The sequence below is a fragment of the Clostridium sp. AF32-7AC genome, assembly GCF_003477925.1.
Taxonomy (GTDB): domain Bacteria; phylum Bacillota; class Clostridia; order Lachnospirales; family Lachnospiraceae; genus Otoolea; species Otoolea fessa.
Map to the genome: position 1 here is coordinate 42,696 of NZ_QUEG01000002.1, position 23,972 is coordinate 66,667.

General features: G+C 49.4%; 18 protein-coding genes and 1 riboswitch. Of the genes, 16 read left to right on the top strand and 2 right to left on the bottom strand.

Features of this window, described 5'->3' with window-relative positions:
* Nucleotides 1-53: 53 nt before the first annotated feature.
* Nucleotides 54-1,304, bottom strand: a complete 1,251-nt coding sequence (locus DWZ45_RS04425) for a cell wall hydrolase (protein ID WP_243017089.1) — start codon at nucleotides 1,302-1,304, stop codon at nucleotides 54-56.
* A gap of 403 nt (nucleotides 1,305-1,707) precedes the next feature.
* Between DWZ45_RS04425 and pfkB the strand changes: the two genes are divergently transcribed.
* From pfkB to DWZ45_RS04470, 9 genes are all read left to right on the top strand, one after another.
* Nucleotides 1,708-2,628, top strand: a complete 921-nt coding sequence (gene pfkB / locus DWZ45_RS04430; RefSeq protein WP_107000354.1) for a 1-phosphofructokinase — start codon at nucleotides 1,708-1,710, stop codon at nucleotides 2,626-2,628.
* Nucleotides 2,629-2,721: 93 nt separating this feature from the next.
* Nucleotides 2,722-4,731, top strand: coding sequence for a PTS fructose transporter subunit IIABC (locus tag DWZ45_RS04435; RefSeq protein WP_118467831.1), 2,010 nt, complete (start codon nucleotides 2,722-2,724; stop codon nucleotides 4,729-4,731).
* Between the two features lie 94 nt (nucleotides 4,732-4,825).
* A complete protein-coding gene (locus tag DWZ45_RS04440; protein WP_118467833.1) occupies nucleotides 4,826-5,083 on the top strand; it encodes an HPr family phosphocarrier protein in 258 nt (85 codons plus the stop codon).
* Nucleotides 5,084-5,163: 80 nt separating this feature from the next.
* Entirely contained in the window at nucleotides 5,164-6,789 is a 1,626-nt protein-coding gene (ptsP, locus tag DWZ45_RS04445) for a phosphoenolpyruvate--protein phosphotransferase (protein WP_118468087.1), read from the top strand.
* A gap of 80 nt (nucleotides 6,790-6,869) precedes the next feature.
* The gene (locus DWZ45_RS04450) at nucleotides 6,870-7,616 is read left to right on the top strand and encodes a DeoR/GlpR family DNA-binding transcription regulator (RefSeq protein WP_118467835.1); all 747 of its coding nucleotides are present in this window, start codon (nucleotides 6,870-6,872) and stop codon (nucleotides 7,614-7,616) included.
* Between the two features lie 249 nt (nucleotides 7,617-7,865).
* Nucleotides 7,866-8,681, top strand: coding sequence for a MoxR family ATPase (locus DWZ45_RS04455; RefSeq protein WP_022359195.1), 816 nt, complete (start codon nucleotides 7,866-7,868; stop codon nucleotides 8,679-8,681).
* Nucleotides 8,671-9,864, top strand: coding sequence for a VWA domain-containing protein (locus tag DWZ45_RS04460; protein WP_107000351.1), 1,194 nt, complete (start codon nucleotides 8,671-8,673; stop codon nucleotides 9,862-9,864). The genes DWZ45_RS04455 and DWZ45_RS04460 overlap by 11 nt, the downstream gene beginning before the upstream one ends.
* Before the next feature lie 89 nt (nucleotides 9,865-9,953).
* Nucleotides 9,954-10,038: riboswitch (NiCo riboswitch) on the top strand.
* Nucleotides 10,039-10,143: 105 nt separating this feature from the next.
* A complete protein-coding gene (locus DWZ45_RS04465; RefSeq protein ID WP_118467837.1) occupies nucleotides 10,144-11,034 on the top strand; it encodes a cation diffusion facilitator family transporter in 891 nt (296 codons plus the stop codon).
* A 420-nt stretch (nucleotides 11,035-11,454) separates the two neighbouring features.
* Nucleotides 11,455-12,816, top strand: coding sequence for a L,D-transpeptidase family protein (locus tag DWZ45_RS04470; RefSeq protein WP_243015349.1), 1,362 nt, complete (start codon nucleotides 11,455-11,457; stop codon nucleotides 12,814-12,816).
* A gap of 433 nt (nucleotides 12,817-13,249) precedes the next feature.
* On the opposite strand, the gene DWZ45_RS04480 is transcribed toward DWZ45_RS04470, so the two are convergent.
* Nucleotides 13,250-13,873, bottom strand: a complete 624-nt coding sequence (locus DWZ45_RS04480) for a hypothetical protein (RefSeq protein ID WP_107000350.1) — start codon at nucleotides 13,871-13,873, stop codon at nucleotides 13,250-13,252.
* A 399-nt stretch (nucleotides 13,874-14,272) separates the two neighbouring features.
* Between DWZ45_RS04480 and pruA the strand changes: the two genes are divergently transcribed.
* The 7 genes from pruA (at nucleotide 14,273) to DWZ45_RS04515 (ending at nucleotide 23,686) form a co-directional block, all read left to right on the top strand.
* Nucleotides 14,273-15,898, top strand: coding sequence for an L-glutamate gamma-semialdehyde dehydrogenase (gene pruA, locus DWZ45_RS04485; protein WP_117796350.1), 1,626 nt, complete (start codon nucleotides 14,273-14,275; stop codon nucleotides 15,896-15,898).
* Between the two features lie 661 nt (nucleotides 15,899-16,559).
* Nucleotides 16,560-17,948, top strand: a complete 1,389-nt coding sequence (locus DWZ45_RS14810; protein ID WP_338126567.1) for a dihydrofolate reductase — start codon at nucleotides 16,560-16,562, stop codon at nucleotides 17,946-17,948.
* A 91-nt stretch (nucleotides 17,949-18,039) separates the two neighbouring features.
* Complete coding sequence (locus DWZ45_RS04495) at nucleotides 18,040-18,930, top strand: sulfide/dihydroorotate dehydrogenase-like FAD/NAD-binding protein (protein WP_118467843.1); 891 nt, start codon at nucleotides 18,040-18,042, stop codon at nucleotides 18,928-18,930.
* Nucleotides 18,930-20,327: an NADPH-dependent glutamate synthase gene (gene gltA, locus DWZ45_RS04500; protein ID WP_118467845.1), complete on the top strand. Its 1,398-nt coding sequence runs from the start codon at nucleotides 18,930-18,932 to the stop codon at nucleotides 20,325-20,327. Before DWZ45_RS04495 ends, gltA begins: the two co-directional genes overlap by 1 nt.
* A gap of 20 nt (nucleotides 20,328-20,347) precedes the next feature.
* Entirely contained in the window at nucleotides 20,348-21,694 is a 1,347-nt protein-coding gene (locus tag DWZ45_RS04505) for an MATE family efflux transporter (protein WP_347475157.1), read from the top strand.
* Nucleotides 21,695-21,808: 114 nt separating this feature from the next.
* Complete coding sequence (locus DWZ45_RS04510; RefSeq protein WP_022359683.1) at nucleotides 21,809-22,501, top strand: hypothetical protein; 693 nt, start codon at nucleotides 21,809-21,811, stop codon at nucleotides 22,499-22,501.
* A 174-nt stretch (nucleotides 22,502-22,675) separates the two neighbouring features.
* Complete coding sequence (locus DWZ45_RS04515; protein WP_022359682.1) at nucleotides 22,676-23,686, top strand: GGGtGRT protein; 1,011 nt, start codon at nucleotides 22,676-22,678, stop codon at nucleotides 23,684-23,686.
* Nucleotides 23,687-23,972 lie beyond the last annotated feature (286 nt).

The window sequence follows — 23,972 nt, forward strand, 5'->3', positions numbered from 1 at the left end:
GGAATGTATATGAGGTTTAATGTAATGCGTTTAAATCCGCCTTTTTTAGCCTTTTATTTTTTATAGAAACAATTCCCACCAACCACCTGATAGCTGGAGTAGCTGTCGTAGTTTGCTGATTTGGTCGAGGTAAAATAAAGGTAGTCGCCTATCTGATTTTCCCCGGCGAGCGCTGCCTTTGCCGCCTTGGTGGCAGTAGAGGACGGTCCTCTATCGAGATATTTGTCAAGCAGGCCGGAGGTCGCGCCTGGGAACTGTCCGTCCGCGTAGATGACGCTGGAGATGGATTTGCCCCATTTGCCAGATTTGACGCGGTTGACGATCAGACTTCCGACTGCCAGATAGCTTTCATAGGATCCGCCGTTGGCTTCCATCGTGAGGCAGGCGGAGAGCAGATAAACGTCGCTCTCGGAGGCGGAGATCACGTAGGATGATTTAGCGGCTGGTGCAGCCGTGCTCTTTTTCGAAGAGCTTCCAGAATTTCCAGATTTTCCCGAAGTCTGGGAGGAACCTTTAGCCGCGTTTGCTTCTGCCTGCGATTTTGCGGCTGCAATCTGGGCCTCCTCGGCGGCTCTGGATGCCTGCTCAGCTTCTTCAGCAGCCTGCCGTGCCGCCTCCAGCGCTGCCATCTCAGCCTCAATGCTGATTGCGCGTCCTGGCTTAACGCTGATTGTGACATAATCAGAAGAAACGTAACCGGAGGTGTCAACGGAAAGCTGGATTTTGACCCATCCAGTTTCCTGACTCAGTACAGGATAGTAGTCTTCCGCGGCAGCCAGACCGACGATGGCAGAATCCGTGCTGGCTTCCTCACGTACATGGAGTGTCTGTGTGCTGACGGTAGCGATATAGAGACCGAGCTCTTTGGCGAGCGGCTTGATATCATCGCCAAATACAAGATAATCGTCCTTGAGCCATCCCTCCAGCCCACCGGAGCGGATTTTTGTCCAGCCATTTTTGCGTTTTAAAATGGTACCGCCGCCTCCGCGGAAGCAGGTGCCGAGTACCTTGGCATCTGTATCTGGTTTTTCTCTCAGGTTCAGCGCATCATCCACATTGGCGACCGCGAGATTTTCATACGGATCGACCGGCTTTTCTTCTTTGATTTTGGCTTTCGCCGTACTTTTAGCATCGGTGCCGATCTGATGACTGTTTTTTAAGGTGCTGGAAGAAGCGATGGAAGGATCAGAGCCGGCGTTGTTCTTCTTATCAGAAGGTTTAGAGAGGCATAGAAATGCCAGCAGAGCCGCCCCGGCCACAATAAAAAGGATCAGGAAATAGATCGCCATCATTGTTTTATCCATTTTTTTGCGCCTGGAAGAAGCCGGTTTCAAAGGGGAATCGTTCATATCGTATATCCTTTCTGATATAAAAACATCTTGGAAATATTACAAAGATATTACAAAATTCTTCATTTACTATAGCAAATGGGGAAATCCTTGTCAACAAAGGCGGATTTTACGATTAGAAGAGGAGATGAAGCTGAGTAAAAATGATGTTTTTGGAAACACTATTCCATCAGTGACAGCAATCGTTTCTCCGGAATTCACACGAAACAATCAATCAAAAACAATCATAAAAAATCAAAATTGTGCAATATAACCCAAAAAGAGGCAGCATGTTTGTGAATAAGTTTGATTGATTTTGAATGAAAATGATTTTATAATACAGTCAGAATCAATCAAGATAAGAAAGGAATGAAGGCTTATGATTTATACGGTAACCTTTAATCCATCGTTAGATTATATTGTGTCAGTGAGCGATTTTAAGCTCGGACTGACCAACCGGACAGATTCGGAGCTTTTGCTTCCGGGCGGAAAGGGAATCAATGTTTCGACGGTCCTTCAAAACCTTGGAATTGCCAATACGGCGTTTGGCTTTACTGCCGGGTTTGTCGGCGAGGAGGTTCGGAAGGAAGTGGAGCAGCTGGGCGTGAAAGCCGAGTTTATTTCCCTGGATGAGGGAGTCTCCCGCATCAACCTGAAGCTGAAATCCATCGACGGGACTGAGATCAACGGTCGGGGACCGAGGATTCCGCGGGAAGCGGTGGATGCGCTGATGACCCAGCTTGACCGGCTGGGGGCGGATGATACGTTGGTGCTGGCTGGAAGTATTCCAGCGTCGATGCCGGATGATATTTATCAGAAGATTATGGAGCGCCTGGATGGCAGGGACGTCCGGATTGTTGTGGACGCGACCAAGGATCTGCTGCTCAATGTGCTGGGACACCATCCATTTTTAATCAAACCGAACAATCATGAACTGGGAGACATTTTCGGCGTGAAGCTCTCGGAGCGGGAGGAAGTTGTTCCGTATGCGAAGAAGCTGCAGGAAAAAGGTGCGGTCAACGTGCTGGTTTCGATGGCAGGCAAGGGCGCGGTTCTTCTGGCGGAGGATGGAAGCGTCTATGCGGCGGAAGCACCGAAGGGAACCTTGAAAAATGGTGTCGGAGCCGGAGATTCGATGGTAGCCGGTTTCCTGGCCGGATACGGGGAGAGCGGAGATTATGAACACGCCTTCCGCATGGGACTGGCAGCTGGAAGCGCGAGCGCCTTTTCGGAGCAGCTGGCGACGAAGGATGAGATAAAGAAAGTGTATGAGACCTGTAAAATCACAAAAATCGGATGAGGTTGTATGCAGACATTTTTGAAGCTGGCAGAATGTACTGCCGGATATGCAATGCATACCTGACATTCGGGCATAAATAGGGAGGCAACAGATATGAAGATTACTGATTTACTGGATCCGAGAAGTATATCGCTGGATGCGGCACCCACCAGCAAATCGGAGACACTGGACAAGGCGGTAGAGCTGATGGCGGCGAGCGGAAAGCTGTCGGATGTCGAGGCATTCCGCAAGCAGGTTTATGCGAGAGAAGAAGAGAGCACGACCGGTATCGGCGAGGGGATTGCAATTCCTCATGGAAAATGTGATGCGGTCAAAAAGCCGGGGCTGGCGGCGATGGTCATCAAAAATGGCGTGGATTTCGACTCCCTGGACGGCGAACCGGTCACTCTGCTGTTTCTGATTGCAGCGCCAAATACAAAAGATAACGTACATCTGGATGTGTTGAGCAAGCTTTCCGTTCTCATGATGGACGAGAATTTCTCAGATTCCCTGCGAAATGCTTCTTCGGTGGAAGACTTTCTTTCCATTATTGATAAGGCAGATGCAGAACAGGCAGGCATCGATGAGAGACTGGCGGCTGATTCCGTCGAAGAAGCGGCAGATACAAATGGAGAGAATGCCGCACAAGCAGGTGGTCAGGAGATTCAGGCGAAAAAAGCGGGTGCAGAGACGGAAAAGACAGCCGGACCGAAGATCTTAGCGGTTACTTCCTGTCCGACCGGTATCGCGCACACCTACATGGCTGCCGAAGGCCTGGAAAAAGCGGCACGCGCGAAGGGCTGGAAGATCAAAGTTGAGACGCGCGGTTCAGCCGGAGCAAAAAATGTGCTGACGGCACAGGAGATCGAGGCGGCGGACTGCATCATCGTGGCAGCGGACGCACAGGTGCCGATGGATCGGTTTGACGGAAAACGAGTGATCGAATGTCAGGTTTCGGACGGTATCAGCAAGGCACCGGAGCTTTTGGAGCGCGCGGCGTCCGGGGAGGTACCGGTTTACCACGCAGCATCATCTGGAAACAGCAGCCCGGCAAAGGCAGCCTCTGGCGGCAAATCGGGCAGTGTCGGACACCAGATTTACACGCAGCTGATGAATGGTGTCTCCCACATGCTCCCATTTGTAGTCGGCGGCGGCATCCTGATTGCGATTGCGTTTCTGATTGATGGTTTTAGTGTGGATATGAATGCACTTCCGCTCGACCAGCGTGTAAACTTTGGTACGATTACCCCGCTGGCGGCATGGTTTAAAAATGTCGGCGGTGTGGCATTTGGCTTTATGCTCCCGATTCTGGCTGGTTTCATCGCGATGGCGATCGGAGACCGCCCGGCGCTGGCAGTCGGTTTTGTCGGCGGCATGATTGCTTCTCAGGGAAAATCAGGTTTCCTTGGCGCCCTGGCGGCAGGTTTTATTGCCGGATATCTGATTCTGGCGCTTCGGAAAGCGTGCGAGAATCTTCCAGAGGCACTGGAAAAGATTGCTCCGGTCCTGATTTACCCGGTTGTGGGCGTCCTGCTCATCGGACTGGTTATGAGCTTCGTCGTAGAGCCGGTCATGGGCGCGATCAATATGGCGTTAAACGATGGTCTGAGCAGCATGGGTGGTTCGAGTAAGCTGATTCTTGGTTTTGTGCTGGCGGCGATGATGGCGATCGACATGGGCGGTCCATTCAACAAGGCGGCATATGTATTTGGTACGGCGGCAATCGCCTCCGGCAACTACGATGTGATGGCAGCTGTTATGATTGGCGGTATGACACCGCCGTGTGCGATTGCGCTGGCAACAATGCTGTTTAAGAAGAAATTTACAAAGGAAGAGCGCGAGGCAGGACCGACCAACTTCATCATGGGTCTGGCATTTATCACGGAGGGCGCGATTCCATTTGCAGCGTCCGATCCGGTACACGTGCTTCCAGCCTGCATCGTCGGTTCGGGTGTTGCGGGAGCGATGAGCATGTTATTTAACTGCACACTGATGGCGCCGCATGGCGGAATCTTCGTATTCCCAGTCATGGGAAATCCGCTGTTCTATCTGCTGGCACTGGTGGTTGGCATGGCGATCTCGACGGTACTCTTAGGAGTTCTCAAGAAGAATGTAGAAGAATAGATAAATAATTTTTTTTGACGGAATGTGAATCTTTATTAGAAATTTTTTGGTCAAATCAATCAAAATAGGTTATAATGAGAAGGAGAACATCATCATGAAAGAGTTTAAATATACCATTACAGACCCGGAAGGAATCCACGCACGCCCGGCAGGTGAACTGGTAAAGGCGGCAAAACAGTTTACGAGTACGATCAAACTGACGAAAGACGGAAAGAGCGGCGACTGCAAAAAGATTTTCGGTATCATGGGACTGGCAGTAAAGAACGGGCAGGAAGTAACCCTGACCTTTGAGGGTGAGGATGAAGAAGCAGCTTATGAGGCAGTCAGCCAGTTTATGAAGGAAAATATGTAGTTTAATAAAGATGCCGCGATGTAAGGGATTATTACATGGCGGCATTTTTCGATAATGGATCAATGGAAAGGGGAATGGTCATGCAGACGTATCGTGGAAAAAGTGTATTTGGCGGTGTCGCAGTTGGAAAAATATGTGTGTATCAGAAAGGCGAGCAGACCGTAAAACGGACGAAAATAGAGAATGCAGAGCAGGAAAAAGCGCGGTTTAATGCGGCAGTTCAGGAGTCCATCCGCCAGCTCGGCGAGTTGTATGAAAAGGCGGTAAAAGAAGTTGGCGAGGCGAATGCGGCGATTTTTGAGATTCACCAGATCATGCTGGAGGACGAGGACTATCTGGACGCGGTTCAGAATATCATCGATACGCAGAAGGTCAATGCCGAGTATGCGGTTGCGGTGACCGGTGACAATTTCGCCCAGATGTTTGCGGCGATGGAGGACGAATATATGCGCGGGCGCGCGGCGGATGTCAAAGATATTTCGGAGCGGATTGTGCGCGTTCTGTCCGGAGGCGCAGGTCAGGGCATCCATACGGACGAGCCGGTGATTATTCTGGCAGATGATTTAGCACCGTCAGAGACGGTACAGCTTGAAAAGGACAAGGTGCTATCCTTTGTGACGGTACACGGTTCCGTCAATTCCCACACGGCGATCCTGGCGCGTACGATGAGCATTCCGGCGCTGATCGGAACGGACGTGGCGCTCGATGAGACGGTAGATGGGAAATTTGCGGTTGTGGATGGTACGAACGGAGTCCTGTATGTGGAACCGGATGAGGAGACATTGGAAACAATGCGCCGCCGGCAGCGGGAGGAACAGGAGAAGAAAGAACTGCTGCAAACACTGAAAGGGCGCGAAACAGTCACTCTGGATGGCAAGGAGATCCGCCTGTATGCGAACATTGGCAACAGCAAGGATCTGGCGTCGGTCATTCAGAACGATGCGGCGGGCATCGGATTGTTCCGCAGCGAATTTTTGTATCTGGAAAAAGAAACATTTCCGACGGAGGAGGAGCAGTTCCAGGTATATAAACAGGTAGCGGAAACGATGGCGGGCAAACCGGTCATTATCCGCACGCTGGACATCGGCGCGGACAAGCAGTGCGATTATTTTGAACTGAAAAAAGAGGAAAATCCGTCGATGGGCTGCCGGGCGATCCGTATCTGCCTGACAAGACCGGAGATTTTCAAGACACAGCTTCGCGCGCTGTTTCGGGCAAGTGCCTATGGCAATCTCCAGATCATGTATCCGATGATCACAAGTGTCTGGGAGGTCGAGGCGATCGCGAAGATTGTCGAGGAGGTCAAGACGGAGCTGACCGCACAGAATCTCCAGTTTGGCGACCCGAAGCAGGGCATTATGATTGAAACCCCGGCGGCAGTCATGGTAAGCCGGGATCTGGCGAAAAAAGTGGACTTTTTCAGCATCGGAACGAACGACCTGACCCAGTATACGCTGGCAGTTGACCGTCAGAACCCGGAGCTGGATGCATTTTACGATCCGCACCATCCGGCGGTGCTGGCGATGATCCGCATGGTTGTCGAAAATGCGCACGCCGAGGGCATCTGGGCAGGTATTTGCGGCGAATTGGGCGCGGATCTGAGTTTGACAAAAGAATTCCTGAAAATGGGTGTGGATGAGCTTTCCGTATCGCCGGGGCGTGTGCTGCCGATTCGGAAGGTCATTGTCGAAAGCAGCTGCAGTTGATAAGAATATTAAGACAGAGAGAAGTGAAAAATTGAGCTAAAAAAAGTTCAACCACAGCAGAAGATGAAAGGAAAAGAGTCATGCTGACAGAAAAAAGATACGAACTGATTTTGGAACTTCTGGATAAAAAGAGGAGTGTGACAGTTCCTGAGATTAAAGAGGTGCTGGGAGTTTCGGAATCGACGATCCGGCGGGATCTGAATGCGCTTGACAAGGCGGGGCGCCTGACCAAGGTGTTTGGCGGCGCGGTGTCCTCGGACGGGACATTTACGGGAACCGAGCCGTCAGTGGCACAGAAGATGGAATTGCAGCAGGAGGAGAAAAGGAGAATCGCCCAGTTTGCGGCGGGACTTATCCAGCCGGATGATTTTGTCTATCTGGACGCGGGCACGACGACCGGGTATATCTTAGACTATCTTCCGGCGCGCAGCGCCACGTTTGTGACGAATGCGGTATCACATGCCAAACGGCTGGCAGCCGCCGGAAACCGCGTAATTCTGATTGGCGGTGAGTTAAAGGGCACGACGGAGGCGGTCATCGGAAGTCAGGCGATCCTGACGATCCAGAGCTATCATTTTACAAAGGGATTTTTTGGAACCAACGGCGTCAGCAAGCGCCACGGTTTCACGACGCCGGATCCGAATGAGGCATTAGTCAAGCAAGAGGCGATGCGCCAGACAGAGCGCTGCTATGTGCTGGCGGACAGCCAGAAATTCGGCATGGTAAGTTCGGTGACGTTCGGGGGGTTTGAAGAAGCGACGATCCTCACGGAGACAGAGCCGCCGGAAGGATTTAGCGGCAGCAAGAATATCCGGGTGGCAAAGTAGAATAGTGAGCAGTAACAATCGTGTTTTTCTAATGAAAGCCTAACATATATACGATTTGACAAACTATTAGAATATTGCTATATTTATAGAAAATCAATAGGGCGGCAAACGGGCAGGATTATGTATGACGATCGAGAGGAACGATGGATCCGAACCGATCGCAGTCAGCATGGATCCTGAATCGTTATGCTGCCCTTGTTAGTGTTTACAGTTATGTAAAAGGAGAACTTTCTAAAAGGAGAATTTATCATGCAGCAATTTCACGGCAGTGACGAATACATCGCTTCGGATGAACTGATCCGCAGCGTTAACATTGCGGCGGCGCTCAAAAAGCCGCTCTTAATCAAGGGAGAACCGGGCACTGGAAAGACGATGCTCGCGGAGGCGATTGCCAGATCCCTCGATATGGAACTTTTGATCTGGAATATTAAATCGACGACCCGCGCACAAGACGGTCTTTACGTGTACGATACGGTACAGCGTCTTTACGACAGCCAGTTTGGTGCGGATGGCGTTGATGATATTGCCAGATATATCCGCCTCGGAAAGATGGGAGAGGCATTTGAGAAGGAAAAGCAGACGGTTCTTTTGATCGATGAGATCGATAAAGCGGATCTGGAATTCCCGAACGACCTGCTCTGGGAACTTGACAAGATGGAATTTTACATTCCGGAGACGGGAAAGACTGTCAAAGCGAAGCATCGTCCGATTGTGATTATTACCTCCAATGCGGAGAAGGAGCTGCCGGATGCGTTTCTGCGCCGCTGTATCTTCCATTATATTGCATTCCCGGAGCAGCCGATGATGGAGAAGATCATCAAGGCACATTACCCGGATCTCGACCAGAAGCTGATCGACGGCGTGCTGGACGCCTTCTACCGGGTGCGCGATCTGCGCGGCCTGCAGAAGAAGCCGAGTACCTCCGAGGTGTTGGACTGGATTCAGGCGCTTGTGATCGGCGGCGTGCCGGTGGAGAAGCTGGAAAAGGAGATCCCGTTTGCGGGGGTACTCTTAAAAAAGACAGAGGATTTAAAGCTGGTGGAGAATAACCGATATGTTTACTGATTTTCTGTATCTACTCCGTTCTTACGGGATGAAGACGAGCCTCAATGAGTGGAACAGCCTGATGGATGCGCTGGAAATGAACCTGAACGACGCGAGCCTGACGGAGTTTTACTATATGGCGAGGGCGGTTCTGGTCAAAAAAGAGTCCGAATATGACAAATTTGACCAGGCATTTCTGGCATATTTTAAAAATGTGCAGACGTTTGAGGAACTTCCGAAGGAGGTCTTAGACTGGCTTGCCAAGGCGCACGCGCAGACGCCGTATGATAAGGATGAGGTCGATGCGCGGTTTGCGGGACTTGATCTGGACGATATCCGTAAAATGATGGCGGAACGACTAAAAGAGCAGCATGAGCAGCACCACGGCGGCAATAAGTGGATTGGAACCGGCGGTACGTCGGCATTTGGACATTCCGGTTACAGCCCGAAGGGCATCCGCGTGGGCGGACCGGGCAAAAACCGGAGCGCGCTGCAGGTGGCGGAACAGCGGAATTACCGCGATTTCCGCGACGATGCGGTTATCCAGATCCGGCAGTTCCAGGTGGCGCTCAAAAAGCTGCGTCTTTTATCCTGCCGTGAGGATGGACCGAAAACGGAACTCAATGTGGAGAAAACGATCGAGAAGACCTGTGACGAAGGCGGACGTCTGGAGCTCGTCATGGAGCGCCCGAGAAAGAACCAGACGAAGCTTCTGCTTCTGATGGACAGCGGCGGGTCGATGTGGGCATATGCGGATCTGTGCAACCGGCTGTTCCAGGCGGTCAATCAGTCGTCCCATTTTAAGGATTTGAAGATTTATTATTTCCACAACTGTTTCTACGATCAGCTGTTTACGACGCCGTCCTGCTCCTGGAGGGATAAGATCTCGACCGAGTGGGTCTTTCACAACCTAAAACCGGAATACAAGGTAATCCTGGTTGGGGATGCGTCGATGGCGCCGTCGGAACTTCTGTACCGCGGCGGCAGTCTCGACTATTTCCACAGCAACGAGCGGACGGGCATTTACTGGCTGCAGGAGATGCACCGGCGTTTTCCGTCGGCGATCTGGCTGAACCCGATGCGGGAAAATAACTGGGCATATGCCTATGGTGCGTACACGATCAGTCTGATCCGCGAGGAGATTCCGATGTTTCCGCTGACGGCGGCAGGACTTGAGGCTGGAATTAAGGAATTGAAAAAATAAATATGGAAGAAAGGGCGTTTCCCGATATTGACAACAAAGTAAATTTGTGCTATTATTCATCACAAACTCTTTGCACTGCATATCAAACTACAGTACAAACTGAGCAGACCGTGAATATCATGGGGTCGGGTCGCAGAAGCGACAGTGGAAGTTAGTTTCATCCACGGGACAGTAGTTACTCATACTGGTTCGTGGGTGTTTTTTTATACTTTTTTACGGGTTAAACCGCAGCACCCACCTATCGTTAGTGCCATGAGATATTTTTTGGAGGTAACGAATATGAAACAGAACGATTTTCAGAAGGTGGCAAATCAAGTGTCTTTTGTAACGATAGTAGTGAACATCCTTTTGTCGTTTATGAAGCTGTTAGCGGGTGTGTTCGCACATTCGAATGCGATGATCAGTGACAGTATCCATTCGGCGTCCGATGTGTTCAGCACGATGATCGTGGTGATTGGAATTAAGCTGTCGTCCAAACAGCCGGACAAGGAGCACCCGTATGGACATGAGCGGATGGAGTGTGTGGCTGCGATTGTCCTCTCGATGGTTCTCTTTATGACAGGTCTGGGGATTGGCGTGGAGGCGCTTACGGACGTGCTCAAGGGAGAATACAGTCACCTGCAGGTTCCGGGAATGCTGGCGCTGGCAGCGGCTGTTATATCCATTGTCAGTAAAGAAGCGATGTACTGGTACACCCGATATTATGCGAAAAAGATTGATTCCAGCGCACTGATGGCAGATGCATGGCATCACCGTTCCGATGCGTTTTCCTCGATCGGTGCGCTGGTCGGAATCGTGGGCGCGAGAATGGGATTTCCGGTCATGGATCCGATCGCGAGCCTGGTTATTTTCGTCTTTATCGTGAAAGCGGCGTATGAGATTTTTAAAGATGCGATGGATAAAATGGTCGATCATTCCTGTGATGAGAAGACCGAAGAACAGCTGCGCGCCTGCGTTCTTCAGAATCCAGATGTGGCGCGGATTGACCTGCTTCAGACGCGGATCTTTGGCAATAAAATTTATGCGGACATTGAGATTGAGGTAGACGGTTCCATGCCGCTGCGGGAGGCGCACAAGATTGCCGAGTTGGTGCATAACAGCATTGAAAAGACATTTCCGAAGGTAAAACACATTATGGTGCATGTCAATCCGGAAATTGACCGGAAATAGAAAGAAGGACTGCCGCAGACTGGCATATTTCCTTTTAAGCAGACCAAGATAACAATAAAAATCTTGTTTACTTAGAAGAGGGCATGCCAGATGCGGCGGTCCTTTTGGCGCTTTTGGGAACATGAAAATTTTAAACATTTTTAAGGACGTTCTGAAAGTTATACTTCCCATTTGCAATGAATACCATCATACTGCAAAATGGAAAAACTGCAATCATGAATATGGAAAAAATGAAAGAAAAAGGAAAGAAAAAAGGAACCGTTAAGAAATTCTTACGAATCGGATCTTTTGACGATCTTTTTTAGAATCGGTCTGGACTTTTTTTCCGACTCTGCTATAATAAGGATTCAGAATCCATATATACAGGCCGCAGCCATATGGCGCGGCAGAGAGGTTTGTGAAAAAATGAAAAATAAAAGTATGAGTATACTTAAAATGACTGGTGCAGCAGCTGCACTGGTGCTGATGTTTGCACAGCCAGTACTGGCAGATGGCAGTTTTGCAAATGGAACAAGTGTAAATGGCGTCGCAGTCGGCGGAATGAGCAATGAGGAAGCGAAGGCAAAGCTGGAGCAGAATTACGGTTCTTATAAATTAACGATTAAAGAACGTGGAGGCAAGACAGAAGAGATCACCGCAGCGGAGATCGGCTATAAAGTAGTGATTACAAATGAGCTGCAGGCAGCGATTGACCAGCAGGCAGCAGGGGTAGCTGGAGCAGGAGCGCTGACGATCGCGATGCCGCTTTCCTGCGATCAGACGATGCTTGCAAACCGCATTGCTTCCTTAAATTGTATGTCAGATAGTGTAGCACCGACGGTAGATGCCCATATATCCGCCTGGGAAGAAGGAAAAGATTTCACGATTGTTCCGGAAGTAAAGGGAGAATCTGTGGATAAGGCAAAGGTACAGACGGCGATCAATGCGGCGATCGCCTCCGGCATGACAGAGATCGATCTGGAAGCATTGGGATGTTACACACCGATCCAGGTGACTTCCGGCGATGCATCCTTAAAAGCACTCTGCGCCCAGATGAACCAGGCTAAAAATGCGACCATCACCTTCCATATCGGTGATGCGACCGAGACACTGTCCGGTACTGAATATGTCAGCTGGTATACAGGCGGCGAGAATGGTGTCATTACTGTAGACCGCGATAAGGCAGCTGCTTACATCAAGGCGCTGGCAGCGAAATACGACACAGCTGGAACTACCCGTACTTTCCATACCACTTCCGGAAAAGAGGTAGCCTTGACAGGCCCTTATGGATGGAAGATTGACCAGACTGCGGAGACAGACAACCTGGTTCTGATGGCGCAGACAGGTATCAATCAGGAACGTGAAGTCCAGTTCTCCCAGCAGGCAGCCAGCCATTCAGACGCAGACTGGGGCAATACCTACGCAGAAGTTGATTTCGGCGCCCAGCATGTATATATGTATGAAAACGGCGCCCTGACCTGGGATGCTCCGTGCGTAACCGGAAACGTGTCCAAAAACTACACAACCCCGGAAGGTATTTACAGCCTGACCTACAAGCAGGCCGACCGCGTTCTGCGCGGCGCCAAACGGGCAGACGGCACATATGAATATGAAAGTCACGTAGACTATTGGATGCCATTCAACGGCGGCATCGGTTTCCATGACGCAAGCTGGAGAAGTAAATTCGGCGGAACCATCTACCAGTATTCCGGCAGCCACGGCTGCATCAATCTGCCGGTTGATAAAGCAAAACTTCTCTACGAGAAAGTATACAAGGGAATGCCAGTTCTCTGCCATAACTAAACATTTCTTCTAAGCGCACATTCAGTATTTAGAAGAAAGACATGGGGGACTTTCTTGAATATAGTTAGATAAGAAAGTAGATGGTGGACAAAGTAATTTATCATACGGAACGAGAAAAGATCCTACGCCGTCATCCAGCCGCATTCATGCGCTGGATGACACCAGGATCTTAAATTTTACCAAGTTATCATCCAATAAACAGGAGAAAAAGCCGCCCGGGCAAAAATGGAATTTTCGAGACTGTGGATTTACTTGGCAGATTCGGATTTGATGTTGAAAGAAACCGCAACAAACTTGCTTTGTGAGGATTTCTTTCTGTTTTTAATCAAACCGAAGATGCCTAGAAAATCCCAGTCCTCGAAACCTGATCATTTTTGCCCGGGCGGCTTTTTCTCCGTCCCATCCACGACAATCAAATTATTTAGCTATCTATTTATTTTCCTTCCCCAATAATCAATTCTTCCCCATACGGCAAGGTCTTGATCCAGTCACAGAATGTATGCCACTCCGCCAGCTTATGATCCTTTCTGGCATAATAAATATTAATCAGTGTCTCATAATTAAACGAACAAGTCCGCATCTGATTATAACTGCTCGGCAGCAGCTGGATCATATCATACCAGTCATCCTTATTCTTTGTCTCCAGATAACGCAGGCGGATTTCCTCCAGCTTGGCGATAACTGTTTCCATAAATGCGCGTGTTCCGGCTGTCATGTGGTCGCAGCTGAAATCGTCCATCGAAAACGGTTTGCTGGCGATTTTGTGCATCGTGCTGGTTGAATTGGCGACGGTCGCTACTTTATAAGTATCATATTCTTTCCACCAGTAGAGAGGTGCGGTCACATCGACTGAGACAAATACCTGGCGCAGAAACTTGCGGTGGTCGCTGCCTGCTTTGCGGAGACGTTTCGCAAGGTCGAGATCGTTCGGTCCCAGTTTATATTCGCCATTCTCATCATAAAAGCTGTCCATCCGTCCCCAGCTGTTCATCGGATTGCGGGCACCGCGCATGGCATTTTCCAGATTCATGACGCTGGTACGTTCTAATTTAAGCATAATCAAACTCCTTTTTTCATATAAGTGAATTATTTTCAGGATAAACTCACTTTTGTGAGTTGTTTCAGGCGGGATCAGTATAGCATAAAAACCACTTCCCGTAAACAAAGCATAAAAAACATATATTATAAAAAAGCCTTAGAAATAGGCATTTGTTTGATTAGACACAGAAAAAAATAAAGAGATTATACGATATGTACAGAAAAATATAATGAAAACATATATTTTTTAAAATGAAATAGTATTGACATAAAATGAAAAACGTGCTAATATTTAGCCATAGAAATTCACTGATATGAAAATTGAAAAGAAAAAATTAGATTCTACGAAAATAAAGTGAGAAAAATTTTCATATCATAATCACAAATGAGACAAAATGTCAAAAAGGAGAGATGAGCAATGAGCAATGGATATTTCAAAGTAGAGATGCCGAAAAATGAGCCGGTAAAAGCATATCTTCCGGGAAGCCCGGAGAGAGCCAGCTTAAAGAAAGAGCTGGAGCGCCAGTCCGCACAGGTTGTTCAGGTTCCGATGATCATCGGTGGTAAGGAAGTTTGGACAGAGAGAAAGACCAAAGCAGTTATGCCGCATGACCATGCACATGTAATCGCAGAAGCAGCTTCCGGCGGTGAGAAAGAGTTAAAGGATGCAATTGCAGCAGCTCTGGCAGCTAGAAAAGCATGGACCGAGATGCCGATGGAACACCGCGTATCTATCTTCTTAAAAGCAGCTGATTTAATCGCTGGTCCGATGAGAGATAAAGTAAATGCAGCTACCATGTTAGGACAGAGCAAGACCGCATATCAGGCTGAGATTGATACCTGCGAGCTGATTGATTTCCTTCGTTTCAACGTATACTACTTACAGCAGATTTATGACAGACAGCCGAACAACACACCGAATGTTTGGAACCGCATCGAGTACCGTCCGCTGGAAGGTTTCGTAACCGCGATTTCCCCATTCAACTTCACATCCATCGGTGCTAACCTTCCGACCGCTCCGGCGATCGCAGGTAACGTAGTTCTCTGGAAACCGGCTACCACAGCAGTTCTTTCCAACTACTATGTAATGCAGGCCCTGATGGCTGCAGGACTTCCGGCAGGTGTTATCAACTTTGTACCGAGCCGTGGTTCTGACATGAGCAAGTACGTATTAAGCGATCCGAACCTGGCAGGATTCCATTTCACAGGTTCTACCGAAGTGTTCAGCGGTGTTTACTCCTTAGTAGGCGAGAACATCAAGAAATACAAAACATATCCGCGTCTGGTTGGCGAGACTGGTGGAAAGGACTTCATCTTTGCTCACAATTCCGCAGACGTACCGGGTCTGGTAGCAGCTCTGACAAGAGCATCCTACGAGTATCAGGGACAGAAGTGCTCCGCAGCTTCCCGTGCATTTGTTCCGGCAAGCATCTGGCCGCAGGTTAAAGAGGGTATGCTGGCAGAGATTGAGAAGATTAAAATTGGCGATATAACCGATTTCAGAAACCTGATGGGTGCTGTTATCGATGCATCCGCATTCAAGACCAACAAAGAGTACATCGACTATGCAAAAGCATCCGAGGATGCAGAAGTTATCTGCGGCGGATACGATGATTCCAAGGGATATTTCATATATCCGACCCTGATTGAGGCTAAGAAGCCAGATTTCAAGACTATGGTAGAGGAAATTTTTGGACCGGTTATGACCGTATATGTATATCCGGATGACAAACTGGATGAGACTCTGGCAAGCTGCGATACCGCAACGTCCTATGGTCTGTCCGGAGCAATCTTTGCAGATGACCGCGAAGCTATCGTTAAGATGGAAGATGCACTTAAAGGAACAGCCGGAAACTTCTACATCAACGACAAGCCGACCGGTGCAGTTATCGGCCAGCAGCCGTTCGGTGGTGCAAGAGCATCCGGAACCAACGACAAAGCCGGCAGCGAGATCAACATGTATCGCTGGTTAAGCCCGAGAACCATCAAAGAACTCAGAGTACCGTGCCTGGATGTAACATATCCGTACATGGTTGAGGCATAAGCAGTGCAAAGCAGGGCAGTAAGACAGGAACGTTGTGCTTGCACATAAGGAACTGTCTTGCTGGACTGATTTATAGGGCGCAGCCCGTCCAGCGAAGAAAAGCGCAGCTTTTTTGAGCTGGGGCACTGAGCACGCTGAAGCCACTGAGCATGCTGGGGTGCAGCTCTTCCCCATAATTTACTAAATTAAAACCAACCACCCAGAGGATCGGCGCTGATCCGGAATCTGTGTAACGAAACACACGATTTCATATCGGTGCCGATCCTTTTTATAATTTAGAAAATCTGTCCGAGTATCCCAGCCACACCCGCTCAGATATTGTTCCGTTTGTTTGGAATGAAATTGCGGCATTCTGTTATTAAAAATCCCATTATGTTACTGCTCACACATGTGTGCCCAGCAACGGGATTTTGCCGATGCTGCGCATTCCAAATCGGCAAAATCTGCTGCGAGAACTGTATCGTACAGAATTTTCAGTTCAGAAAATTCCTATTTGTGAACAGTTACCCTATTATTCCTTACATTCATCTGATTTGAACCAGTCCTTGTATTTTTCATAAAGATCCAGTAAAATCAAATACGAAATATGGATTTGAGGATTTGTTTTTGTTCAAATTTTCTCGGTTCGATTTTAAATTCAAACAAAAAGGATGAGAAAGCAATGACGGTGATCGATGTATCTGGCTGCGGAAGCGGTGCGGTGTTTTTGATAAAGGGAAAAGCCAATCTCCTGTTCGAGGCGGGGATGGCGTATGCTGCCGATCAGATGGTGGAAAATATAAAAAGAGAACTGGGCGATGCAGAGTTAGACGCGGTTCTTTTATCCCATTCCCATTATGATCATGTAGCGGGGCTTCCGGCGGTGCGGAAAGCATGGCCGGGGGTGAAAACATATGCTTCCGAGCGCGCAAAAGAAATTTTAGTGAAACCGGGCGCTTTGAAGACGATCCGGCGTCTAAGCGGCGAGGCGGCAGAAGCGGCGGGGCTTCCATGGGATTCGGAATATGACGATGCAGATTTACAGATTGATGTATCGCTGGAGGACGGCGAGACGATCGAACTGGGCGACCATACGATCTACGCGTTTGCGACGATCGGCCACACGAAATGTTCCATGTCTTACCTGATTGATGATGAGTTGATGCTGTGCAGTGAGACGGTAGGCGTCATGGGGCATGATGGGAGTTATATGCCGTCGTTTCTGGTAGACTATAAGGCGGCAGAAGAATCGATAGAGTATTCATCGGAATTGGATGCAAAAGAGATTATTTTAAACCACTATGGCTTTGTCAGTGAAGCGGATAAGGCGGCGATCTGGGATGTCCTGATGCAGAAGCTTCGTGACAGCCGTGATGTCATGATTGATATTATGAACCGGTTCCCGGAAGAAGAGGCGGCGCTTCGGGAGATGGAGCGCGTGTTCCATTCTCATGTAGATAAGAAAGAACAGCCAGACGAGGCATTCTATATCAATGCGGCGAGCATGATGAAGACACTCAAAAGACAGTTTCCGGAACGGTTTCCGAGACATTTTCAGCTGATTGCGGCAGTGGATCGGAACTGGGGTATCGGCAATAAAGGGCAGATGCTGACGGTGATCCCGTCGGATCAGAAATTGTTCCGGCAGGAAACGATGGGAAAAATCATCGTGATGGGCTATAAAACGTTTCTGACCTTCCCGGCTCAGCGACCGCTGGATGGCAGAATCAACCTGATTTTGACAAAAAAGAAGGCTCTGAGCGTAAAGGGGGCAGAGATCTGCCATAGTGTCGAGGAGGCGCTGGTGCGGATTGACGAGCTGAAACAGGAAAAACATCTGACAGATGTAGATGTCGTCATCATCGGCGGCGAGTCGGTTTACCGGCAGTTCCTTCCGTTCTGCGACACAGCGCAGATCACCTGGATTGATTTTTCCTATGTGGCAGACACACACATGGTTGATCTGGAGAAAGAAGGCTGGGAACTGGTAAGACGAAGCGGCGAGCAGACATTTTTCAATTTATGCTATGAATTCAGGGAATATCGGAAGCTGGAAAAGGAATCGCTCTAAGGTTGTCAAAAATAGGACAAAGTGGTAAAATAATCGAGAATTCTGAAAAGTCAAACAATAAAATGTTCATATAACAGTAAGGAGGAATAGAATGTACCCGATTTTAAAAGCTGAAAAACTGGCAGATAAGATTTATCTGATGGTTGTAGAAGCACCGCGTGTAGCGCGTGCATGTGAGCCGGGCGAATTTGTCATCGTCAAGATGGGCGAAGAGGGCGAGAGAATCCCGCTGACTATCTGTGATTTTGACCGTCAGACAGGAACGATCACGATCGTATTCCAGACCGTGGGAGCTTCTACCGAGAAGATGAGCACCCTCAAGGCTGGGGATGCATTCCATGATTTCGTAGGACCGCTTGGAAATCCGTCCGAGTTTATCCATGAGGATGTAGAAGAGCTGAAAAAGAAGAAATACCTCTTCGTAGCCGGCGGTGTCGGTGCGGCTCCGGTTTATCCGCAGGTAAAATGGATGCATGAGCACGGCATTGATGTAGATGTTATCGTAGGTTCTAAGACCAAAGATCTGCTGATCCTGACCGAGGAGATGGAGAAGGCAGCCGGAAACCTTTACATCACAACCGATGATGGCAGCTTTGGCATTAAAGGTATGGTTACAGGTGTCATCGAGGATTTAGTTGAAAAACAGGGACGCAAGTACGATGTCTGTGTTGCAATCGGACCGATGATCATGATGAAATTTGTCTGCCTGCTGACGAAAAAACTGGAGATTCCGACGATTGTCAGCCTGAACCCGATCATGGTAGATGGAACCGGTATGTGTGGTGCCTGTCGTGTCACCGTAGGCGACCAGGTCAAATTTGCCTGCGTAGACGGACCGGAGTTTGATGGACATCTTGTTAATTTTGACGAGGCGATGGAACGTCAGAGAATTTATAAGACTCAGGAAGGCAGAGCGATGCTGCGCCTGAAAGAGGGCGATACTCATCACGGCGGATGCGGACAGTGCGGAGGTGACAAATAATGGAAGCAAAGAGAGATATGATGAAAAAGGTGCCGGTCAGAGAGCAGGATCCGAAGGTACGTGCGACTAATTTTAAAGAGGTATGTCTCGGCTATAATATGGAAGAAGCAGTTGCGGAGTCTGAGAGATGTCTGAACTGTAAAAATGCAAAATGTATCGCTGGATGCCCGGTTTCCATCAATATTCCGGCGTTTATCCAGGAAGTAAAAGCGGGAAATATTGAGGAGGCAGCGAAAGTCATCGCACTTTCTTCGGCACTTCCGGCAGTCTGTGGACGTGTCTGCCCACAGGAATCCCAGTGTGAGGGACAGTGTGTGCGCGGTATCAAGGGCGAGGCGGTTTCCATTGGTAAACTTGAGCGCTTCGTGGCAGACTGGTCCCGTGAGCATGGTTTTGTACCGGCAGCGCCGGAGAAGACAAACGGAAAGAAAGTAGCAGTCATCGGTTCCGGTCCTGCAGGTCTGACCTGTGCAGGCGATCTGGCAAAACTGGGCTATGCAGTAACCATTTTCGAGGCACTTCATGAGCCGGGCGGAGTATTGACCTACGGCATTCCGGAGTTCCGTCTTCCGAAGAGCGGCGTTGTACAGCCGGAGATCGAGAATGTCCGCAAGCTGGGCGTTAAGATTGAGACAAACGTAGTTATCGGAAAATCTATCACAATCGACGAACTGATGGATGAAGAAGGTTTCCAGGCAGTCTTCATCGGTTCTGGTGCCGGACTTCCGAAGTTCATGGGTATTCCGGGTGAAAATGCCAACGGCGTATTTTCTGCAAATGAGTACCTGACCAGAAATAACCTGATGAAGGCATTCCGCGATGATTATGACACACCGATCATGGAATCGAAGAAGGTAGTTGTAGTCGGCGGCGGAAACGTAGCGATGGATGCGGCAAGAACGGCTCTGCGTCTCGGTGCAGAAGTTCATATTGTATATAGAAGAAGTGAGAAAGAGCTTCCGGCACGTGTGGAGGAAGTACATCACGCAAAAGAGGAGGGCATCCATTTTGACCTTCTGACCAACCCGGTTGAGATTCTCGAGGATGAGAACGGATGGGTCAAAGGCATCGTATGCCGCCGTATGGAGCTTGGCGAGCCGGATGAATCTGGAAGAAGACGTCCGGTTGAGGTGGTCGGTTCCGATTTCACGATCGATGCAGATACCGTTATCATGGCGCTGGGTACTTCCCCGAACCCGCTGATTTCCAATACGACCAAAGGTCTTGAGATCAACCGCTGGAGATGTATCGTGGCGGATGAGAGCAATGGAAAGACAACGAAAGAGGGCGTTTACGCCGGAGGCGACGCAGTGACTGGCGCGGCTACGGTTATTCTCGCGATGGAAGCCGGACGAGCAGGTGCAAGAGGCATCGACGAGTATCTTTCTGCAAAATAATGAAATCTCATCATGTAGATTTGCTGAATGAAGCAATCGCCCCGGCACTGACCCGGCTGGCGCTTCCGATCATGGCGACCTCTCTGGTTCAGATGCTTTACAATCTGACTGATATGGCGTGGATCGGACGCCTCGGGGCAGGCGCCGTCACGGCGGTGGGATCGGCAGGTATGTATACCTGGTTTTCACAGGGATTTGCGATTTTGGCGAGGACGGGCGGTCAGGTAAAGACCGCCCATTGTCTTGGTGCGGGAGAAAATGACAGTGCGGCGCAGTATGCGAGAGGTGCGCTGCAGTTGGGAATTTTGTTTGCCGTGCTGTATGGGCTGGTTTCGCTCTTTGGAGCCAGTCGGTTAATTGGATTTTTTAAATTAAACAGCCCGGAGGTGATTGCACAGGCAGAATGGTATGTGCGGATCGCCTGTGGGCTTGTGATCTTTTCTTATCTAAATGCGATCTTGACAGGACTTTTGACGGCGGCGGGAAATAGCCGGACACCGTTTATCGTCAATGTGGCGGGGCTTGTCTTCAATGTTGTGCTGGATCCGGTGCTGATCTTTGGAATCGGACCATTTCCGGAACTGGGAGTCAGCGGAGCAGCGGCTGCGACGGTCACGGCACAGGCGCTCGTAAGCCTCCTGTTTTTCAAGGCAGTCCTGCGGGAAAAGGTGCTGTTTCCGCATCTGCGTATCTGGGTGCTGGTTCCAGTGAAGGTTTGGAGGGAGATCGTGCGGATCGGTGTGCCGTCGGCGGTGCAGAACCTGATTTACGCAGGAATTTCGATGATTCTGACCCGCCTTATCACCGGATGGGGTGATCTGGCAGTGGCGGCACAGCGTGTTGGCAGTCAGATTGAATCCGTTTCCTGGATGGTCGGAGATGGCTTTTCGGCGGCAGTCAATGCATTCCTCGGACAGAATTATGGGGCGAAGCGGTATGACCGTGTGCGCCGCGGCTATTTCTGTGCGATCGCGATGACGGCGGCGTGGGGACTCTGCACGACATTTTTGCTGATCGGAATGGCGCGTCCGCTGTTCTCGATCTTTTTGCAGGAAGAAGAGGTCATGGCGCTCGGCGTCAATTACCTGCGGATCGTGGGACTGAGCCAGATGTTTATGATGGTGGAACAGACCTCGATCGGTGCGTTTTCCGGTCTGGGGCGGACGCTGTATCCGTCGATCGTCAGCGTGACCTTTACCTCCGCGCGCATCCCAGTGGCGGTGTTGTTGTCCTCTGTGATGGGACTTAGCGGTATCTGGTGGGCGTTAAGTATTTCCAGCATGGTAAAGGGATGTATTCTGTTCGTTAGTTTTGTCGTGTTTTTGTATGTTTTTTTGGAGAGAAAGAAAGATGAGAAAACCGTCTGAAAAGTTACAAAAAACATATGGACGAATTGAGAATTTCGTGAGATAATAGGGACAGGATTGATGTGATAAAATTAACAAAGTACAAAATCCAATCATTTCGAAAGGAGTCTTACAATGATTTATTCACAAGAAGTAGAAAATATGTGTCCAGTAGCCCAGGGCGTAAATCACGGCGCTGCTCCGATCCCGGAGGAAGCAAAGTGGGTTAAGTCCAAAGAAGTAAAGGATATTTCCGGTTTAACACACGGTGTTGGCTGGTGTGCGCCGCAGCAGGGTGCTTGTAAGCTGACCCTGAATGTTAAGGAAGGTATCATTCAGGAAGCTCTGGTAGAGACGATCGGATGTTCTGGTATGACCCATTCTGCAGCGATGGCAGCAGAGATTCTTCCGGGAAGAACCGTACTGGAAGCATTAAATACAGACCTTGTCTGTGATGCAATCAACACCGCCATGCGTGAGCTGTTCCTCCAGATCGCATATGGCAGAACGCAGAGTGCGTTTTCTGAAGAGGGGCTTCCGATTGGTGCCGGCCTTGAAGACCTTGGAAAAGGACTCCGCTCTCAGGTAGGTACGATGTACGGAACTCTGAAAAAAGGTCCGCGTTACCTTGAGATGGCAGAAGGCTATGTAACAGGAATTGCACTGGATGAAGAAGATCAGATCATTGGTTACCAGTTTGTAAACTTAGGTAAGATGACCGACTTCATCAAGAAGGGCGACGATCCGACCACTGCATATGAGAAGGCAAAAGGTCAGTACGGCCGTGTAGACGATGCAGTTAAGATTATCGATCCGAGACAGGAATAATTGTTATTGTACATAGATAGGAATTTTCTGAACTGAAAATTCCGTACGATACATTTCTGACATCGGAGTTTGCCGATTTGGAATGCGAAGCATCGGCAAAATTGCGTTGCTGGGCACGTATGCGTGAACAGTAACAAATAATCACAGGGTACATAGTTAAGGAGGAACATCACAATGGCATTATTTGAATCATACGAGAGACGAATTGACAAGATCAATTCCGTATTAAATAGCTATGGCATTGCTTCGATCGAAGAAGCTGAGAAGATCACGAAGGATGCCGGACTGGATGTATACGATCAGGTAAAGAAGATCCAGCCAATCTGTTTTGAAAATGCGTGCTGGGCTTACACGGTAGGCGCGGCAATCGCAATCAAGAAAGGCTGCCGCAGAGCTGCCGATGCGGCGGCAGCGATCGGCGAGGGACTGCAGGCATTCTGTATTCCGGGTTCCGTAGCAGATCAGCGTAAAGTAGGTCTGGGACATGGAAACTTAGGTAAGATGCTTCTGGAAGAAGAGACCGACTGCTTCTGCTTCCTGGCAGGTCATGAGTCCTTTGCAGCCGCAGAGGGTGCGATCGGTATCGCAGAGAAAGCAAACAAAGTTCGTAAAAAACCGCTTCGCGTTATCTTAAACGGTCTTGGCAAAGATGCGGCTCAGATCATTTCCCGCATCAACGGCTTTACATATGTAGAGACAGAGATGGATTATTACACAGGCGAAGTGAAAGAACTGTGGAGAAAATCTTACTCCAAGGGACTTCGTGCGAAAGTAAACTGTTATGGTGCAAATGACGTTACCGAGGGTGTAGCGATCATGTGGAAAGAGGGCGTAGACGTTTCCATCACCGGTAACTCCACCAATCCGACCCGTTTCCAGCATCCGGTAGCAGGTACATATAAGAAGGAATGCGTAGAGAAAGGCAAGAAATACTTTTCCGTAGCATCCGGCGGCGGTACAGGACGTACCCTTCATCCAGATAACATGGCAGCAGGTCCGGCTTCCTACGGCATGACCGATACCATGGGACGTATGCACTCCGATGCACAGTTCGCAGGATCTTCCTCCGTACCGGCTCACGTAGAGATGATGGGTCTGATCGGTATGGGTAATAACCCGATGGTCGGAGCTACTGTGGCGGTTGCGGTAGGGATTGAGGAAGCAGCGAAGGCTGGGAAATTCTAAATATACTTTGTAAATTGAAAATGTGTCAAGCCCAGAAAGTACCGTAATTACAGCGATTGCGGTACTTTTTTTGTGCCTGGAAATGAAATTAGGTGTGAGTGGTAAAAAATGGGGGTCCAGAGCGTTCCGTTGGGGGATGTATTCCAGTTAGAACCGCCGCAGTTCACACAGCCGCCGGTGTTGTGTCGCCGATTCCAGCTGCTGCCGTATCTGTCTCCGGAGTCATCTCAGCGTCCCCCTCGGGCACTGCCGCTGCTGCGTCGTAGTTGTATGTTTCCATAAAAAG